16 protein-coding genes are annotated in these 15,996 nt (G+C 72.5%); 8 read left to right on the forward strand and 8 right to left on the reverse strand.

What is annotated here, in order from left to right:
* A partial coding sequence (locus ACZ68P_RS30730; protein WP_471012123.1) for an acyl-CoA dehydrogenase family protein occupies positions 1 to 114 on the reverse strand: 114 nt, incomplete at its 3' end.
* A 180-nt stretch (positions 115 to 294) separates the two neighbouring features.
* On the opposite strand from ACZ68P_RS30730, the gene ACZ68P_RS30735 reads away from it, so the two are divergent.
* Complete coding sequence (locus tag ACZ68P_RS30735; protein ID WP_471011949.1) at positions 295 to 1,623, forward strand: UDP-glucose dehydrogenase family protein; 1,329 nt, start codon at positions 295 to 297, stop codon at positions 1,621 to 1,623.
* 63 nt (positions 1,624 to 1,686) lie between these two features.
* Here the strand turns inward: ACZ68P_RS30735 and ACZ68P_RS30740 are convergent, their stop codons facing one another.
* Together ACZ68P_RS30740 and ACZ68P_RS30745 are read right to left on the reverse strand one after the other, a co-directional pair.
* Positions 1,687 to 2,613 carry a membrane dipeptidase gene (locus ACZ68P_RS30740; protein ID WP_471011952.1) on the reverse strand — a complete coding sequence of 309 codons (927 nt, stop codon included), beginning with the start codon at positions 2,611 to 2,613 and terminating at the stop codon, positions 1,687 to 1,689.
* Positions 2,614 to 2,765: 152 nt separating this feature from the next.
* Positions 2,766 to 3,353, reverse strand: coding sequence for a tellurium resistance protein (locus tag ACZ68P_RS30745; protein ID WP_471011953.1), 588 nt, complete (start codon positions 3,351 to 3,353; stop codon positions 2,766 to 2,768).
* 180 nt (positions 3,354 to 3,533) lie between these two features.
* Here ACZ68P_RS30745 and ACZ68P_RS30750 point away from each other — a divergent pair, with 180 nt between their 5' ends.
* Genes ACZ68P_RS30750 through ACZ68P_RS30770 form a run of 5 tightly spaced genes read left to right on the forward strand, consistent with a single transcriptional unit; the run spans position 3,534 to position 8,103 of the window.
* Positions 3,534 to 4,958, forward strand: coding sequence for a methyl-accepting chemotaxis protein (locus tag ACZ68P_RS30750; protein ID WP_471011955.1), 1,425 nt, complete (start codon positions 3,534 to 3,536; stop codon positions 4,956 to 4,958).
* Positions 4,955 to 5,440 carry a hypothetical protein gene (locus ACZ68P_RS30755; RefSeq protein WP_471011957.1) on the forward strand — a complete coding sequence of 162 codons (486 nt, stop codon included), beginning with the start codon at positions 4,955 to 4,957 and terminating at the stop codon, positions 5,438 to 5,440. The genes ACZ68P_RS30750 and ACZ68P_RS30755 overlap by 4 nt, the downstream gene beginning before the upstream one ends.
* 35 nt (positions 5,441 to 5,475) lie before the next feature.
* On the forward strand, positions 5,476 to 6,141 hold the full coding sequence (locus tag ACZ68P_RS30760; RefSeq protein WP_365715945.1) for a vWA domain-containing protein: 666 nt from the start codon (positions 5,476 to 5,478) through the stop codon (positions 6,139 to 6,141).
* A gap of 46 nt (positions 6,142 to 6,187) precedes the next feature.
* Positions 6,188 to 7,153, forward strand: a complete 966-nt coding sequence (locus tag ACZ68P_RS30765) for a protein phosphatase 2C domain-containing protein (protein ID WP_471011958.1) — start codon at positions 6,188 to 6,190, stop codon at positions 7,151 to 7,153.
* Positions 7,150 to 8,103, forward strand: a complete 954-nt coding sequence (locus ACZ68P_RS30770; protein WP_471011960.1) for a hypothetical protein — start codon at positions 7,150 to 7,152, stop codon at positions 8,101 to 8,103. The genes ACZ68P_RS30765 and ACZ68P_RS30770 overlap by 4 nt, the downstream gene beginning before the upstream one ends.
* Positions 8,104 to 8,282: 179 nt before the next feature.
* On the opposite strand, the gene ACZ68P_RS30775 is transcribed toward ACZ68P_RS30770, so the two are convergent.
* From ACZ68P_RS30775 to ACZ68P_RS30785, 3 genes are read right to left on the reverse strand one after another with little or no spacing between them, the layout of a single operon-like run.
* Positions 8,283 to 9,485, reverse strand: coding sequence for a dipeptidase (locus ACZ68P_RS30775; RefSeq protein WP_471011962.1), 1,203 nt, complete (start codon positions 9,483 to 9,485; stop codon positions 8,283 to 8,285).
* Entirely contained in the window at positions 9,482 to 10,021 is a 540-nt protein-coding gene (purE, locus tag ACZ68P_RS30780) for a 5-(carboxyamino)imidazole ribonucleotide mutase (RefSeq protein WP_471011964.1), read from the reverse strand. Before purE ends, ACZ68P_RS30775 begins: the two co-directional genes overlap by 4 nt.
* Positions 10,018 to 11,157 carry a 5-(carboxyamino)imidazole ribonucleotide synthase gene (locus ACZ68P_RS30785; protein WP_471011966.1) on the reverse strand — a complete coding sequence of 380 codons (1,140 nt, stop codon included), beginning with the start codon at positions 11,155 to 11,157 and terminating at the stop codon, positions 10,018 to 10,020. Before ACZ68P_RS30785 ends, purE begins: the two co-directional genes overlap by 4 nt.
* A 163-nt stretch (positions 11,158 to 11,320) precedes the next feature.
* On the opposite strand from ACZ68P_RS30785, the gene ACZ68P_RS30790 reads away from it, so the two are divergent.
* Complete coding sequence (locus tag ACZ68P_RS30790) at positions 11,321 to 11,836, forward strand: GtrA family protein (protein WP_471011967.1); 516 nt, start codon at positions 11,321 to 11,323, stop codon at positions 11,834 to 11,836.
* Between the two features lie 58 nt (positions 11,837 to 11,894).
* Here the strand turns inward: ACZ68P_RS30790 and ACZ68P_RS30795 are convergent, their stop codons facing one another.
* Together ACZ68P_RS30795 and ACZ68P_RS30800 are read right to left on the reverse strand one after the other, a co-directional pair.
* Positions 11,895 to 13,160 carry an ATP-binding protein gene (locus ACZ68P_RS30795; RefSeq protein WP_471011970.1) on the reverse strand — a complete coding sequence of 422 codons (1,266 nt, stop codon included), beginning with the start codon at positions 13,158 to 13,160 and terminating at the stop codon, positions 11,895 to 11,897.
* 166 nt (positions 13,161 to 13,326) lie between these two features.
* Entirely contained in the window at positions 13,327 to 14,004 is a 678-nt protein-coding gene (locus ACZ68P_RS30800) for a response regulator transcription factor (protein WP_365715937.1), read from the reverse strand.
* A 427-nt stretch (positions 14,005 to 14,431) separates the two neighbouring features.
* Here ACZ68P_RS30800 and ACZ68P_RS30805 point away from each other — a divergent pair, with 427 nt between their 5' ends.
* Complete coding sequence (locus ACZ68P_RS30805; protein ID WP_365715936.1) at positions 14,432 to 15,937, forward strand: peptide MFS transporter; 1,506 nt, start codon at positions 14,432 to 14,434, stop codon at positions 15,935 to 15,937.
* Positions 15,938 to 15,996: the final 59 nt, after the last annotated feature.

Here is a 15,996-nt window from a genome sequence, read left to right on the forward strand (position 1 = left end):
CTCGTCCACCGCCGCGGCGAACGGCGTGATCTTCGCCTCCGCCAGCGCGCGGACCGTCTCCCGGAGCATCTCGTGCTCTTCGGACGGGCGGTACAAGTCGAAGTCCTTGCCCATGATCTGGAACTCCCCTAGAACAAACGCTAACTACCGTTAAGTAACCAGAATGTTAGGGCGTGCCGGTCCTCCGCCACCAGGTGAGCTTTGCGACAGCCCGCGCCCGGCCGCACCGCGTCCGCACGCGCCCCGACTATGCTCGGGCAGGCATTTTCCGCCTGCACGCACATGGAGTCCCGCATGGCCCTCAAGATCACCGTGATCGGCACCGGCTACCTCGGCGCGACACACGCGGCGGCCATGGCGGAGCTGGGCTTCGAGGTCCTCGGGCTCGACGTCGTCCCCGAGAAGATCGAGATGCTGGCGTCGGGCAAGGTGCCGATGTACGAGCCCGGCCTGGAGGACCTCCTCGCGCGGCACGCCCACGGGATCGAGGGATCGACGGGGCGGCTGCGGTTCACCACCTCCTGGGAGGAGGTCGGCGCCTTCGGCGACGTGCACTTCGTCTGCGTGAACACTCCGCAGAAGCACGGTGAGTACGCGTGCGACATGTCGTACGTCGACGCGGCCTTCGCCTCGCTCGCCGGTGTGGTGCGCGCGGGCGCGCTGGTCGTCGGCAAGTCGACCGTCCCGGTCGGCTCCGCGGAGCGGCTCGCCGGGCTGCTGCCCGAGGGCGTCGAACTGGCCTGGAACCCGGAGTTCCTGCGGGAGGGCTTCGCCGTCCAGGACACCCTGCGTCCGGACCGGATCGTGGCCGGCGTGCGGAGCGAGCGGGCGGAGAAGACGCTGCGCGAGGTGTACGCCGGACCGGTCGGCGAGGGCACCCCGTTCGTGGTGACGGACTTCCCGACGGCGGAGCTGGTGAAGACCGCCGCCAACTCCTTCCTGGCGACCAAGATCTCCTTCATCAACGCGATGGCGGAGGTGTGCGAGGCCGCGGGCGGCGACGTCGCGAAGCTGGCGGAGGCGATCGGCTACGACGAGCGGATCGGATCCAAGTTCCTGCGGGCCGGGATCGGCTTCGGCGGCGGCTGCCTGCCGAAGGACATCCGGGCGTTCATGGCGCGGGCGGGCGAGCTGGGCGCGGACCAGGCGCTGACCTTCCTGCGGGAGATCGACTCCATCAACATGCGGCGGCGCGGCCAGATGGTCGCGATGACGCGCGACGCCCTGGGCGACGGCTCGTTCCTCGGCAAGCGGGTCGCGGTGCTCGGCGCGACGTTCAAACCGGACTCGGACGACGTACGGGACTCGCCCGCGCTGAACGTGGCCGGCCAGATCCATCTGCAGGGCGGCCAGGTGACGGTCTACGACCCGAAGGGCATGGACAACGCCCGCCGGCTCTTCCCGACGCTCGGGTACGCGGATACGGCGCTGGAGGCCGCCCGGGGCGCGGACGTGGTGCTGCACCTGACCGAGTGGCGCGAGTTCCGCGACGCCCTGGACCCGGCGGAGCTGGGCGAGGTCGTCACCAGCCGGGTCATCCTGGACGGCCGCAACGCGCTGGACGCGAGCCGGTGGCGCGAGGCGGGCTGGGTCTACCGGGCGATGGGCCGCCCCCGCGCCTGAGCTCGCGCCCGGAAAGGACGGCGGCCGCCGTCCTTTCCGGGCACTCCCCGGGGCGCGGCCCCGTCAGGCGGGAGGACGGCGCAGGCGCTTGGCGCGGGAGTGGAACTCGGACTCGCGCAGGACGCGGGCCACGTTGCCGCCGGTCAGGGCCTGGACGTCCTCCTCCTCCCAGCCGCGCCGGAGCAGCTCCGCGACGAGGGCCGGATAGCCGGTGTGCGGGGCGGGACTGTGGGAGAGGCCGACCGAACGCGGTCCGGCCAGGGTCCGCAGCCGGTCCAGCGCGTCGGCCGTGGCGGCGGCGCCGTCCGTCAGCGGGACCATGCACACGCCGCCGTTCTTGCCCAGCAGGGCCAGCACGTCGTCCGGCAGCGCCTCCGGTTCCGCACGGGTCAGCAGGACCGGGGCCTTGGTGGTCCCGAGCGTGCTCCTCAGCGTGTCCGGGGCGGCGCCCGAGAGGTCGACGAGGACGCCCAGGCGGTTCATCTCCCGTACCGCCTGATGGGTGAAACGGTCGAAACCGGTCAGCGTGATCGCCCGGACGCCGAGCTCGTGGTACGCCCGGAGCGTGGCGAGCGAGCCGCCGAGGGCCACGGCGCTCGCCGGGCCCAGCAGGGCCGCGACCCGGCCGCAGTTGCGGGCGTCGTCGATCTCCGTCGTCGTCCGCGCCATGCGGAGGTCCTCCGGACACGCGGCGACGAGGGTCCGCACGGTGTCGATCCGGCGCAGCGTCTCGACCACCGGGTCCTCGCCGGGCTCCGGGTGCAGGGACCAGAACTGCGCCGCCACCTCCGGCGCCCGCAGCGGAGGCAGGTCCTCGGGATCGGGGATCTCGGACAGGTCGGCGTACCCCTCGACGACCGGGTACGCGGCCAGCAGGGCGCGGGCGCGTTCCTCCTCGTCCGGGACCGGCGGAGGTCCGGCGGAATCGAGCTCACCGACGGCGGGGGAAGCGGCCGAGAGGGCAGGGGCGTCGTCCAGCAGGTCTGCCATGGGGGACTCCGAACTCGGGTGCGGCAGTACCGCCTCGCCGGACGCGGCGGGGCAGTACCGTCCACCGTGCCACCGCCGCCCGCACGGGTCGCGGTGGACGGCGCGTTCGAGGGACGGACGGGCGGCCGGTCGCGCCTCGGCGGGTCCGCCCGTCAGTCCTTGCGGCCCACGACCCACTCCATGCCGAAGCCGTACGCCCGGTCCATCTGCGGCTGCGGCCCGTGCGTCTCGGTGCCCATGAACCAGCTGACCTCACGGCGGACCGTCATTCCTCCCGGGGCCGGCTCGATCAGGGCGATCGCGCAGCCCAGCGCCCCGGCCGGGGCGTCGTCGAGGAGGATCCGGAAGCCGCCCGACGGCGCCGTGACGGTCACCGCCGCGCCCAGACTGCGGAAGTCCACCGCCCTCTCGTAGACGTAGGTGAAGACCAGCAGCCTGCGAAAGAGGGCGCGGTGCTCCAGGCTCACCTGGAGCGTCTCGCCGTCGGAGGAGGCCCCCGTCCTGTCGTCCCCGTCGAGCCGTACGTACGGGGCCTCGGTGAGCGAGCCGAAGAGCCGGCCGAGCGGCTGCACCACGTGCGCGCCGCCGTCGGTGAGCGCGACCATGCAGCCCAGGTCCAGGTCCGCGCCCGTCCCGGCGGACCAGTTCAGGTTCGCCTGGAGCACTCCGCGCCCGGACACCTGGGCGGTGGGCGCCGTCCGGGTCAGGAGCGGCTCGGCCGGCTGCTTGAGACGGATCACTCCGCGCGGACGGTCGGCACGCACAACAGGCCCCCCGGGAAGACGAGTTCACTGGGACGCAGAGTAGCGGTGTGGGCTACGATCGGTTCCCTTCGGGGGAAGACGAACGGTGTTCCGTTCGCGCTGGGGAGCGTACTGCGCGGACCATCGGCCCCCCTGTTCTCTTGTGTGGGGGTGGGCATGCCCGTGCGGGCTCCGGCGGACCGTTCCTCGGTCGCCCGGCAGATCGAAGAACTGTCCGCCGAGGCGGAGTTGTCCGCCCGCGCCGACGAACTCAGAGCGCTCTCGGACGCGTTGCGGGCCGCGGACGACTCCGGGCTGCTCGACCCATGGGCCGACCTCGATCTGCTGCACGCCTACGCCCGCCCGGAGAGCGTGGACGACGGCGCGCCGGAGCAGGAGCACGCGGCCTGGGGCTGGCTCGAGACGGTGCTCGGCGGCCTGGTCTTCGTCCCCCTGGCGCTGACCTGGCTCGGCCTCACCCGTGCGACCAGTGCGTACGGGGCCCTGACCGGAGCCGATCCGAAGGCCGCCGGCCGGCCCTTCCTCCAGCTGTGGCAGTCCGGGTTCGAGGGCCGCCTGACCGGCTTCTTCACCTTCGGCCACGTCGCCCTGTTCGCCACGATCGCGATCCTGGTGCTGCTCGCCCTGGTCCTGCTGCACGGCTGGCGCAAGGCCAGCCTCGCCCGGCGGGCGGAGGACGGGCGTCGGCGCGCCGACGCCCTGCTCCGGCGGCTCGTCCCGGTGCTGACCCAGGCCCAGCTCCACCTCAACGACCACCGCATGGCCTCGCCGCAGCGGTTCGCGGCCGAACTGACCCGGTCCGCGGCGACCCTGAACCGGCTCGGCGAGACGGCGGCCACGACCCAGCGGGAGCTGACCCAGGCCGCCCTGCTCGTCGGGGACTCCGTGGACAAGGCCGAGCGCCGGCTGGCCGGGATCGACACCTCCGTCCGCCCGCTGGAGTCGGCCGCGAGCCGGATCGAGGACGCCGTGCGCGGGAACACCAAGGAGATCGAGGCGGCGGTCAGCGGCAGCGGGGCGACCGTCCGCAAGGCGCTGGAGGACGTGCGGGAGATGAGCGGGGAGGTCCGGGACGTCCTGGACCGGGCCGGTGAACGGGTGGAGGACTCCGTGACGGTGCTCGCCGCCTCGCAGCGCTCCTTCACGACCGGCATCGAGGTCACCGGCGACGTCTCCGCGCAGGTCCTGGGCCGGCTGACGGAGGTCGTGGAGGCCACGGCGCGCGGCAGCGACGAGGCGCGGGAGCTGCTGGGGAGGCTCGTCGCGCAGACCGAGGCCCTCGGGCGGGTGGCCGAGCGGTTCGGGGACGCCGTCGAGGCCCTGCGGTCGCTCCCCGCTTCCCCCGCGCCCGGGCCGCAGGGCACGGAGCCTTACGGGCCCGCCCCCGCACCCGTCGTCCCGGGGACCGCCGCGCCGGACGCCTCCGGGAACGGCACGGGGTACGGCCGCGGAGCGGCGGAGGGCCACGGGCGCGCGGCCGCCCCGCACGACGCGCCGCGTCCTCCCCTGCCCGCGGTTCCCCGGGACACCCCGCAGGGCACACCCCAGGACGCCGTGCCGCCGCGGGCGGACGCCCGGTGAGAGCGCCGCGGTTCAACCCGCTGCACCTGGCCGGCTGGCTCTTCGCGGACATGCTGCTGGTGCTCGCGCTCGTCGCCATGGGCGACCAGGGCGACCCGCTCGCGGCCGAGGCGGGCGCCCCGCCGAAGGCCTCCGGGAGCGCCAAGCCCGGGCCGTCGAAGAGCGCCCGCCCCAAGGGCCCGCGTGCCGTGACCCGTACGCCCGTGAAGGTCTCCATCGACGCGGCCCCCGGCGACACGGCGCGGATCCAGGCGCGGCTGCGAGCGGTGACCGCACGGTACGAGGGGCGGCAGGCGGCGTTCGTCCTGACCTTCGGGCGGCACTCCGACCCGGGCGCGGGCGGCGACTACGCCCACGAGGTCAACTCCCTGCTGGGGAAGGCCCGTCCGCAGATGTTCGCGGGGGCCACCACGCGCGACTTCTGGAAGGGCGGGGCCTCGGGCGGGCACGCCGACCTGGAGATCTACTTCTACACCTACTGACGTCCACCGATCCCCCACCCGGAGGGAAGCAAGCCGTGCAGATTCTCCCGTTCTACCTGTTGTGCGACGAATCGGGGTCGATGGCGGGCGACAACCTCGACACGCTCAACTCGACCCTGCCCGAACTGCACCACGAGATCAGCACCAACCCGACCGTGGCCGACAAGACCCGGTTCTGCCTGATCGGGTTCTCCACCGAGGCGAACGTCCTCCAGCCGCTCGTCGACCTCAGCGACATCGAGGAGGTACCCGCCCTCGCGGCCGGGGGTCTCACCTCGTACGGGAACGCCTTCCGTACGCTGCTGCGCTGCATCGAGACGGACGTGGCCGCGCTCAAGGCCGAGGGGCACGAGGTGTACCGGCCGGTGGCGTTCTTCATGTCGGACGGCATCCCGACCGACGACGACTGGCACCAGGCGTACAAGGAGCTGACGGAGTCCCGCTACTGCCCGAAGATCATCGCCTTCGGCATCGGGGACGCCGAGGAGGGCACGATCGCCCACGTGGCCAACTTCCGCGCCTTCATGCAGCAGAACAGCCAGGTGTCGGCGGCGCAGGCCCTGCGGGAGTTCGCCTCCAGCCTGACCCGGTCGATCGTGCGCTCGGCGAGCAGCATCGCGGCGAACGGCGGGTCCGATTTCACCCTCACCGTCGACGAGACCGTGCCCGGCTTCGCGACCGTGTCGCTCGACAAGCTCTGAGGACGAGAGACGAGGAACGAGAACGAGGACGAGGACGAGGACGGCGATGGAGCAGGAGCAGGAGCAGGAGAACCCCCCGGCGGCGCCCCCGGCCCTCGGGGTCCCCGCGCACAGCGGCCGCAAGCCCCCGAGCTATCCGCCGGTGCCGCAGGCGCTGCCCCGGGTGTCGGACGACCCCACTGCCGCCGTACTGCCGGACATCGTGCTGGACGGCGCCGCGCACGGCCCGCTGACGGTCCGGGCCGCGTCCGTACGCGGTGACTCCCACCGCTACCTGGGCGAGCCCCGGCAGGACGCGCTCGGCGTGAGCCTGCTCGGCGAACCCGGGGGGGCCGAGCTGCTGATGCTCGCCGTGGCCGACGGTGTCGGATCGGCGCGCCTCTCGCACGTCGGGTCGAACCACGCCTGCCGCTGGGCCGCCTGGATCCTCGCCCGCTACGCCGAGGAGCTCCACGAGTGCCTGGTGACCGGGGACGCGGACCGCTTCGCCGCGCTCGCGGACATGGCGGCGGAGTGGATCGCGGCGCGCCTGACCCGTACCGCCGAACGCGCCTCGCACGAGCCCGCCGGCTACGCCACCACCCTGCGCGTCCTCCTCGTGCCGCTCGACCCCGCCGTCCGCACCCGCGGCTTCCTGGCCGTGGGCGACGGCGGTACCGCGCTGCTCAGCGACGGCCGCTGGGACCTGACCGTCACCGAGCCCGCGCCGGGGCCCGACGCCGACAGCGGCGCCGAGCCGGCCGTCATCGACACGAGGACGGCCGCCCTGCCGCTGTCCGGGACCGCCGTCACCCGGCTGATCAGCACCCGGCCGGGGGACGTGCTCGTCCTCGCCACCGACGGCCTGTCCACGCCGCTGGCCGGCGAGCCGGAGATGCGGGACTTCCTCCGCACCGCCTGGGGCGGGGGGACCGTGCCCGAGCCGGCCGACTTCCTCTGGCAGGTGCAGTACCGGGTCAAGTCGTACGACGACGACCGCACGGCGGCCGTCCTGTGGGAGGCACCGGCGTGAGCGCGCACGACGGCGCCGATGTCACCCAGGCCTCCCTGAAGATGCTGGGCAGGCTGTCGGTCGGCGGACAGGGCGAGGTCCACGAGGTGGGCGGTCCGGGCGGCCTGCTCTTCAAGAAGTACCTGGAACCGCACAAGGTCGACGGGGACGCCCTCGCCTCGCTGGTGTCGCTGCGCCAGGCGCTCGCCCCGGCCGAGCGGGACCGGCTCGACCGGGAGGCCGCCTGGCCGCTCTGCCGGGTGGTGGACGGCGGCCGGGTCACCGGCTTCCTGATGCGCCGGGCGCCCGCCACCATGAGCTGGCGTACGGGCAAGGGCGACAGCAAGCTGATCGAGCTGTCGTACCTGCTGCGCGCGCCGAAGACCGCCTGGCAGGGGGTCCGCCAGCCCTCCCCCGCCGAGCGGCACGCCCTGACCGTGGCGATCGTGGAACTCTTCCAGTGGCTGCACGCCATGGGGCTCGTCGTCGGCGACCTGTCGCAGGCGAACGTCCTGTGGTCCCTGGACCCGGGACCCTCCGTCCATCTGCTCGACTGCGACGGCATCCGGATCACCGGCCGGCCGCCGGTGCTCGACCAGGCGGACACCCCGGACTGGCTCGACCCGCACGCCCCGCCCGGCTCGGTCACCGTCGACAGCGACCGCTACAAGGCCGCGCTGATGATCGGCCGCGTGCTCGCCCAGGACGCCTACGCCGCCCCCGACAAACCGCTGGACCCGGTCGCCGGAGTGCTCGACGAGCGCCGGACGGCGGCGGTGCGGCGGCTGTGGGCGATGGCGGACGGGGCGTACGGCACCCGGCCGGACCTGGGCCAGTGGCGCACCGCCCTCGCCGGGCGGGACACGATCCGCCTGATCGCGACCCGGCCGGCCGCACGTCCGGTGGTGGACCGCTCCAGGTTCGACGGGGGCGGGAACCGGGAGCGGGGGACCATCCCGCTGCGGGACTAGGGGCCTTTCCCCAGGGGGGAGGGAGGCGCTCCCGTACCGGACCGCGCGGGACGGGCCAGGCCGCCCTTGCCCGTACGGGACGGGCGTGCCCCCTCCGAACCCGACGGGCAAGGCGCCGCCCCCGTACCCGCGAACGGGCGAGGCGCCGTCGCCGCGTGGGGCCGGCGGCCGGTGGGGGGTCAGCCGGCCGGCGTGTCCAGTGACTCGATCGTCGCGATCGACGGCCCCCGGCTCGCCCGCAGGTCGCGGGAGACCGCCTCCGCGTCGCGCAGCGCGCGGACCGCGTTGGACCAGGTCAGCTTGGCGAGGTCGGCGTGCGACCAGCCGCGGGACAGCAGCTCCGCGATCAGGTGGGGATAGCCGGCGACGTCGTCCAGACCGGACGGGGTGAACGCCGTGCCGTCGTAGTCCCCTCCGATGCCGATGTGGTCGATGCCGGCGGCCTCGCGCATGTGGTCGAGGTGGTCGGCGACCGTGGCGGCGGTGGCGACCGGCCGCGGGTTCTCCGCCTCGAAGGCGCGGTGGATCCGCATCGCCGCCGGGGTGGTGTCGAGGTGGTGCAGACCGTGGGCCCGCATGTTCTCGTCGGCCCGGTTCGTCCACTCCACGGCGGCGGGCAGGATGAACTTCGGGACGAACGTCGCCATCGCCACGCCCCCGTTGGCCGCGAGGCGTTCGAGCACGTCGTCGGGGATGTTCCTCGGGTGGTCGCAGACGGCCCGGGACGAGGAGTGCGAGAAGATCACCGGCGCGACGGAGGTGTCGAGGGCGTCCCTCATCGTCGTCGCGGCGACGTGCGAGAGGTCGACGAGCATGCCGACGCGGTTCATCTCCCGGACGACCTCGTGACCGAACGCCGAGAGCCCGCCCACGCCCGGCTCGTCGGTCGCCGAGTCCGCCCACGGGGTGTTGTCGTTGTGCGTGAGCGTCATGTAGCGCACGCCCAGGGTGTGCAGCGCGCGCAGGGTGGCGAGGGAGCCGTTGATGGAGTGGCCGCCCTCGGCGCCCTTCAGGGAGGCGATGCGGCCCTCCCGGCGCGCGGCCTCCATGTCGTCCGCGGTGAGCGCGGGGGCGAGGTCGGCCGCGTACCGCGCGAGGAGCAGGTCGACGACGTCGATCTGTTCCAGGGTGGCGCTGACCGCGTCGTCGCCGGTCAGGTGGCAGGGGACGTAGACCGACCAGAACTGGGCCCCGACGCCGCCGGCCCGCAGCCGGGCCAGGTCGGTGTGGAGCGCTCCGGACTGGTCGGCCGCGATGTCCATGCGGTCGAGGTCGTAGCGGACGTGCTGGCGCAGCGCCCACGGCAGGTCGTTGTGTCCGTCGACGACGGGAGCGGAGGCGAGCAGTTCGCGCGCCTCCGCGAGCCGGTCCGCCGCGCTCACTTGGCGAATCCGAAGGACTCCGAGCCCTCGACCTTGGCCCGCAGCCGCTTGCCCTTCTCGGTCGCCTGGTCGTTGAGCTCCTGCTGGAACTCCCGCATCCGGGCCAGCAGCTCCGGGTCGTGCGCGGCGAGCATCCGGGCCGCGAGCAGACCGGCGTTGCGCGCGCCGCCGACCGAGACAGTGGCCACCGGCACGCCGGCCGGCATCTGCACGATGGACAGCAGCGAGTCCATGCCGTCGAGGTACTTCAGCGGGACCGGCACGCCGATGACGGGCAGCGGGGTGACGGAGGCGAGCATGCCCGGCAGGTGGGCGGCGCCGCCCGCGCCCGCGATGATCGCCTTCAGACCGCGCCCGGCGGCCTGCTCGCCGTACGCGATCATCTCGCGCGGCATGCGGTGGGCGGAGACGACGTCGACCTCGTACGCGATCTCGAACTCGTCCAGGGCCTGGGCCGCGGCCTCCATGACCGGCCAGTCGGAGTCGGACCCCATGACGATGCCTACGACGGGACTCTCGGGACGCTCGGGGCTCATTCGGTGATCGTTCCTCGCAGATAGCCGGCGGCGTGACGCGCGCGCTCCAGCACGTCGTCGAGGTCGTCGCCGTAGGTGTTGACGTGCCCCACCTTGCGGCCGGGCTTCACGTCCTTGCCGTACATGTGGATCTTCAGCTGAGGGTCGCGGGCCATGCAGTGCAGATAGGCGTAGTACATGTCGGGGTAGTCCCCGCCCAGCACGTTGCACATGACCGTCCAGGTCGCGCGCGGCCGCGGGTCGCCCAGCGGGAGGTCGAGGACGGCCCGGACGTGGTTGGCGAACTGCGAGGTGATCGCGCCGTCCTGGGTCCAGTGGCCGGAGTTGTGGGGGCGCATCGCCAGCTCGTTCACGAGGATCCGGCCGTCGGTGGTCTCGAAGAGCTCGACCGCCAGATGGCCGACGACCCCGAGCTCCTTGGCGATCCGCAGCGCCAGCTCCTGTGCCTGGCCGGCCAGCTCGTCCGACAGGTCGGGGGCGGGCGCGATCACCGTGTCGCAGACGCCGTCGACCTGACGGGACTCGACGACCGGGTAGGCGACGGCCTGGCCGTGCGGGGAGCGGACGATGTTCGCGGCCAGCTCGCGCGCGAAGTCGACCTTCTCCTCGGCGAGGACCGGGACGCCGGCGCGGAACGGGTCGTGGGCGTCGGCCTCCGTACGGACGAACCAGACGCCCTTGCCGTCGTAGCCGCCGCGCACGGTCTTCAGGATGATCGGGAAGCCGCCGACCTCGGCGGCGAAGGCCGCCGCGTCCGCCGGATCGGCCACGATGCGGTGGCGCGGGCTCGGCGCGCCGATTTCGTCGAGCCGGGCGCGCATCACCCCCTTGTCCTGGGCGTGCACCAGCGCGTCGGGCCCCGGCCGGACGGGGATGCCGTCCGCTTCCAGGGCCCGCAGGTGTTCGGTCGGGACGTGCTCGTGATCGAAGGTGATCACGTCACAGCCGCGCGCGAAGTCACGCAGCGTAGCCAGGTCGCGGTAGTCGCCGATGACGACCTCGCTCACCACCTGGGCCGCCGAGTCCTGCGGGGTGTCACTGAGGAGCTTGAACTTGATGCCGAGGGGGATGCCCGCCTCGTGGGTCATACGGGCGAGCTGACCGCCACCGACCATGCCGACTACCGGGAACGTCACCCTCTTAGGGTATCCGCACCATCGGCGAGCCCTCGTCCACCTGTGCTTTGGCACAGGACCACCCGGTTTTCCCCTGCTTCGCGATGTCCAGGGGCGGGTCGGAGACGGGCTGGTTAGCATGGCTGGGTTGACATCATCCGACGGACGGGGCTGAGCGATCACCATGAGTGAACAGAGCGCACTGCGTGTGCGGCTTGACCGGCTCACCCGCGAGTTCGCCAAGTTCGGCGCGGTCGGTGCTGTCGGGCTCCTGGTGGACCTCGGGGTGTTCAACCTCGTGCGCCACCTCACCGACCTTCCGGTCGTGCGGGCGAGCGTCATCGCCACCGTCGTCGCCATCGCCTTCAACTACGTGGGGTTCCGCTACTTCACCTACCGTGACCGGGACAAGAGCAGCCGGACGAAGGAGCTGTCGCTCTTCTTCCTGTTCAGCGTCGTCGGCATGGTGATCCAGAACGGTGTGCTGTACGCGGCGACGTACGGCTTCGGCTGGGACACCCCGCTGCAGAGCAACGTCTTCAAGTTTCTCGGGATCGGCGTCGCCACGCTGTTCCGCTTCTGGTCGTACCGCACGTGGGTCTTCCGTACGCTGCCGGCGCGGGAAGCCGTCCAGACCGCGGAATCGTTCCTGGAGCAGGCTCCCCGGCAGGCGGTCAGGAAGCAGCCCGACCGCGTGTGACCCGCGTCCGCCGCGTGTGACCGGCGTCGGCCCGCGTGTGACCCGCGTGTGACCGGCGTCAGCGGACCGGGCGCTCGTGGTCCGCGTGGCTCTTGACCTCGCGGCTGAGGAAGAGCGCGAACACCGGCGGCTGCTGCTGGAGCAGTTCGAGCCGGCCGCCGTCCGCCTCCGCGAGGTCGCGGGCGACCGCGAGGCCGATGCCGGTGGAGTTGCGGCCGCTGATGGTCCGCTCGAAGATCCGGGCGCCGAGGTCGGCGGGGACGCCGGGGCCCTCGTCGGTGACCTCGATCACGGCCTGGTTGCCGGTGACCCGGGTGCGCAGGGCGACGGTGCCGCCGCCGTGCATGAGCGAGTTCTCGATCAGCGCGGCAAGCACCTGGGCGACCGCCCCGGGCGTGCCGACCGCGCGCATGCCGTGCTTGCCGGAGTGGACGATGGCCCGGCCGGCGCCCCGGTAGGCGGTGCGCCACTCCTCGATCTGCTGCTTGACGACCTCGTCGAGGTCGAAGGCGATCGCGGAGCCGGTCCGGGGGTCCCGGGAGTTGGTGAGCAGCCGCTGGACGACGTCGGTGAGCCGCTCGACCTGGGTCAGGGCGATCGTCGCCTCCTCCCGGACGGTGTCGAGGTCGTCGGCGACCGCCACCTCCTCCAGGCGCATGGACAGGGCCGTGAGCGGTGTCCGCAGCTGGTGCGAGGCGTCGGCGGCGAGCCGGCGCTCGGCGGTGAGCATCCGGGCGATCCGCTCGGCGGAGGCGTCAAGGACGTCGGCGACGCGGTCCAGCTCGGGCACTCCGTACCGCCGGTGGCGCGGGCGCGGGTCGCCCGAGCCGAGGCGCTCGGCGGTCTCGGCGAGGTCGGTGAGGGGTGAGGCCAGCTTGTTGGCCTGCCGTACGGCGAGCAGGACGGCGGCCACGACGGCGAGCAGGGCCACCGCGCCGATGATCAGCAGGGTGCGGCCGACCTCGGCGGTGACGGTGGACCGGGACTCCTCGACGGTCACGGTCTCGCCGCGCTCGCCGTCGGCGGTGGCGCGGATGACGCTGCCCTCGGGACGGGCGCCGATCTCGATGGGGTTCCGGCCGGGGATCTCGATGAGGGCGTACCGCTTGGCGCCGCTCTGCTCGGCGAGGATGTCGGGGTTGACGGGCTCCCCGCCGATGAGGCGGCTGTCGACGATCGCGACCAGGCGCAGGGCCTCGGAGTCCACGCTCTCCTGCGCGCTGCTGGAGATGGTGCGCGTCTCGACGAGGACGAGGGAGACCCCGAACACGGCGATGACGACGAGCACCACGGCGAGCGTGGAGTTGATCAGCCTGCGGCGCACGGTGCCCTCCGGGCGGGGGTGGGGGGTCCTGCCGCCCCGAGCCTACGACTCCGACTCCGGGCGGGACGCCGACCAGGACGCCGACTCGGGCTCGGGCTCGGCCTCCGGTTCGGGCTCGGGCCCGTCGACTCGGGCTCGGGCCCGTCGACTCGGGCTCGACTCGGGCTCAGCTCTTCTCGAAGCGGAAGCCGACGCCCCGGACCGTGGCGATGTAGCGGGGGTTGGCCGCGTCGTCGCCCAGCTTCTTGCGCAGCCAGGAGATGTGCATGTCGAGGGTCTTCGTCGACGACCACCAGGTCGTGTCCCAGACCTCCCGCATCAGCTGGTCGCGCGTCACGACCCGTCCGGCGTCGCGGACCAGGACCCGGAGGAGGTCGAACTCCTTGGCCGTCAGCTGGAGCTCCTCGTCGCCCATCCAGGCACGGTGCGACTCGACGTCGATGCGCACGCCGTGCGTCGACGGCGCGACGGCCGGCTCGGTGGCGCCGCGCCGGAGCAGGGCCCGGACGCGGGCGAGGAGTTCGGCGAGGCGGAAGGGCTTGGTGACGTAGTCGTCGGCGCCCGCGTCCAGGCCGACGACGGTGTCGACCTCGTCGGCGCGGGCCGTCAGGACCAGGATCGGGACCGCGTGCCCTTCGGAGCGCAGCCGCCGGGCGACCTCGAGTCCGTCCATGCCCGGCAGCCCGAGGTCGAGCACGACGAGGTCGACTCCGCCCTGGAGTCCGGCGTCGAGGGCGGTGGGCCCGTCCTCCCGCACCTCGACCTCGTACCCCTCCCGCCGCAGGGCGCGGGCCAGCGGTTCCGAGATGGATGCGTCGTCCTCGGCGAGCAGTACACGGGTCATGGGGTGATGGTAGTCCGCACGGCCCGTGGCCAGGGGCCCGATGCGCCGGGTGAGGGTCGCCCCTGGGCATCAGGGCGGCTAACCTGCTGATGACCTTCGATCATGGTCATGTGGTTCCCTCGACACCTGTGATCCATCTCTCAAGTCCTTCCATATCCGCCCCTGTCGTGTCGTATGGTGGCGAGACGTCTGTTGCGGTAATCGGGGACCTTTGGCTGCTTCGCGCACCAAGGGTCTCTTTTCTGCGTGAGGTGGGCTTCGCCGGCCTCAAGGACAGCGAACGACCTGTGGGCCGGGTCCCGGGACGCGATGCAGCGTCACGGGGCGTGGATCCCGGCGGGGTGCGACCGCCCCTCGCCGGTGCCGGCCTCCCCCACCGGGCGCACCACGCTCACAAGGCGCGCGTCCCGACAGAGCAAGGATCGACATGGCGTCCAGCCTGACGACGACTTCGTCCGGAACCCCCGGTTCCGAGAAGACGTTCTTCGGCCACCCCCGCGGCCTGGCCACTCTCTTCATGACCGAGATGTGGGAGCGCTTCTCCTGGTACGGAATGCGCGGCATCCTCGTCCTCTACCTGGTCGCGGGTGTGCTCGACGGCCCTCTCGAGGGGCGTGAGGCGCTGGCCGCCTCCATCTACGGCGTCTACAACGCGGTCGTCTACATGGCCGCGATGCCCGGCGGCTGGGTCGCCGACCGTCTCTGGGGCGCGCGCAAGGCGGTCCTCGTCGGCGGAATCGTCATCGCCTTGGGCCACTTCACCCTGGCGATCCCGTCGGACACGGCGTTCTTCGCGGGCCTCGCGCTCATCGCCGCCGGTACGGGCCTGCTGAAGCCGAACATCTCGGCCATGGTCGGCGGCCTCTACGAGGGCCAGCCGAGCGCCCGCCGCGACGCCGGTTTCACGCTGTTCTACATGTCGATCAACATCGGCGGCATGGCCGCTCCGCTGGTCGTCGGCTACCTCGGCGAGAACGTCAACTGGCACCTCGGCTTCGCCGTCGCCGGTATCGGCATGACCCTGGCGGTCCTCCAGTACATCCTCGGCTCCCGCCACCTCGGTGACGTCGGCAAGGAGCCGGGCACCCCGGCGACGCCCGAGGAGAAGCGCAGCGCGCTGCGCAAGGTCCTGCTCTGGGGCGGTCTGGCCGTCGCCGCGCTCCTGGCCGACATCGTCCTCGGCACGTACGACATAGAGCACATCGTCAACGTCCTCGCGGTCCTCGGCATCGTCGTGCCCGTCGTGTACTTCGTCGCGATGTACCGCAACCCCGCCCTGGCCGCCGAGGACAAGCCGAAGATCAAGGCGTTCGCGTGGTTCTTCGCCACCGCCGTCCTGTTCTGGATGATCTACGACCAGTCGGGCTCGCTGCTCACCCTCTTCGCCGACAACAAGACCGACCGCATGATCGGCGGCTGGGAGTTCCCGGCGTCCTGGTACCAGTCGGTGAACCCGGCGATGGTCATCGTCCTGGCGCCGGTCTTCGCCGCGCTGTGGGTGAAGCTCGCCAAGCGCAACCGCGAGCCCAGCGCTCCGATGAAGTTCGCTCTCGCGATGCTCCTCATCGGCGGCTCGTTCGCCATCATGGGTCTCGCCGGCGCGGCCGCGGCGAACAGCGACACCGGCAAGGTCACCGTCTTCTGGCTGCTGAGCGTCTACCTCGTCCAGACCATCGGCGAGATGTGCCTCTCGCCGGTCGGTCTCTCCCTGTCCACGAAGCTGGCCCCCAAGCAGTTCGTCGGCCAGATCATGGGTCTGTGGTTCCTGGCCACGGCGACGGGCAACGCGCTGAACGGCTGGACCACCAAGCTCAACAAGCCGCTGGGTGACGCCATGTACTACACCCTGTGGGCGGTCGTGGCGGTCGCCGCGGGCCTCGCGTTCATGACGGCGGGCAAGAAGATCCGCGCGCTCATGGGCGACGTGCGCTGACGCGTCCCTCCCCACGGTGGGAAGAGGTCCGGCCCGGCACGCGTCGCGTGCCGGGCCGG

The sequence above is a fragment of the Streptomyces sp. NPDC036822 genome (assembly GCF_055609145.1).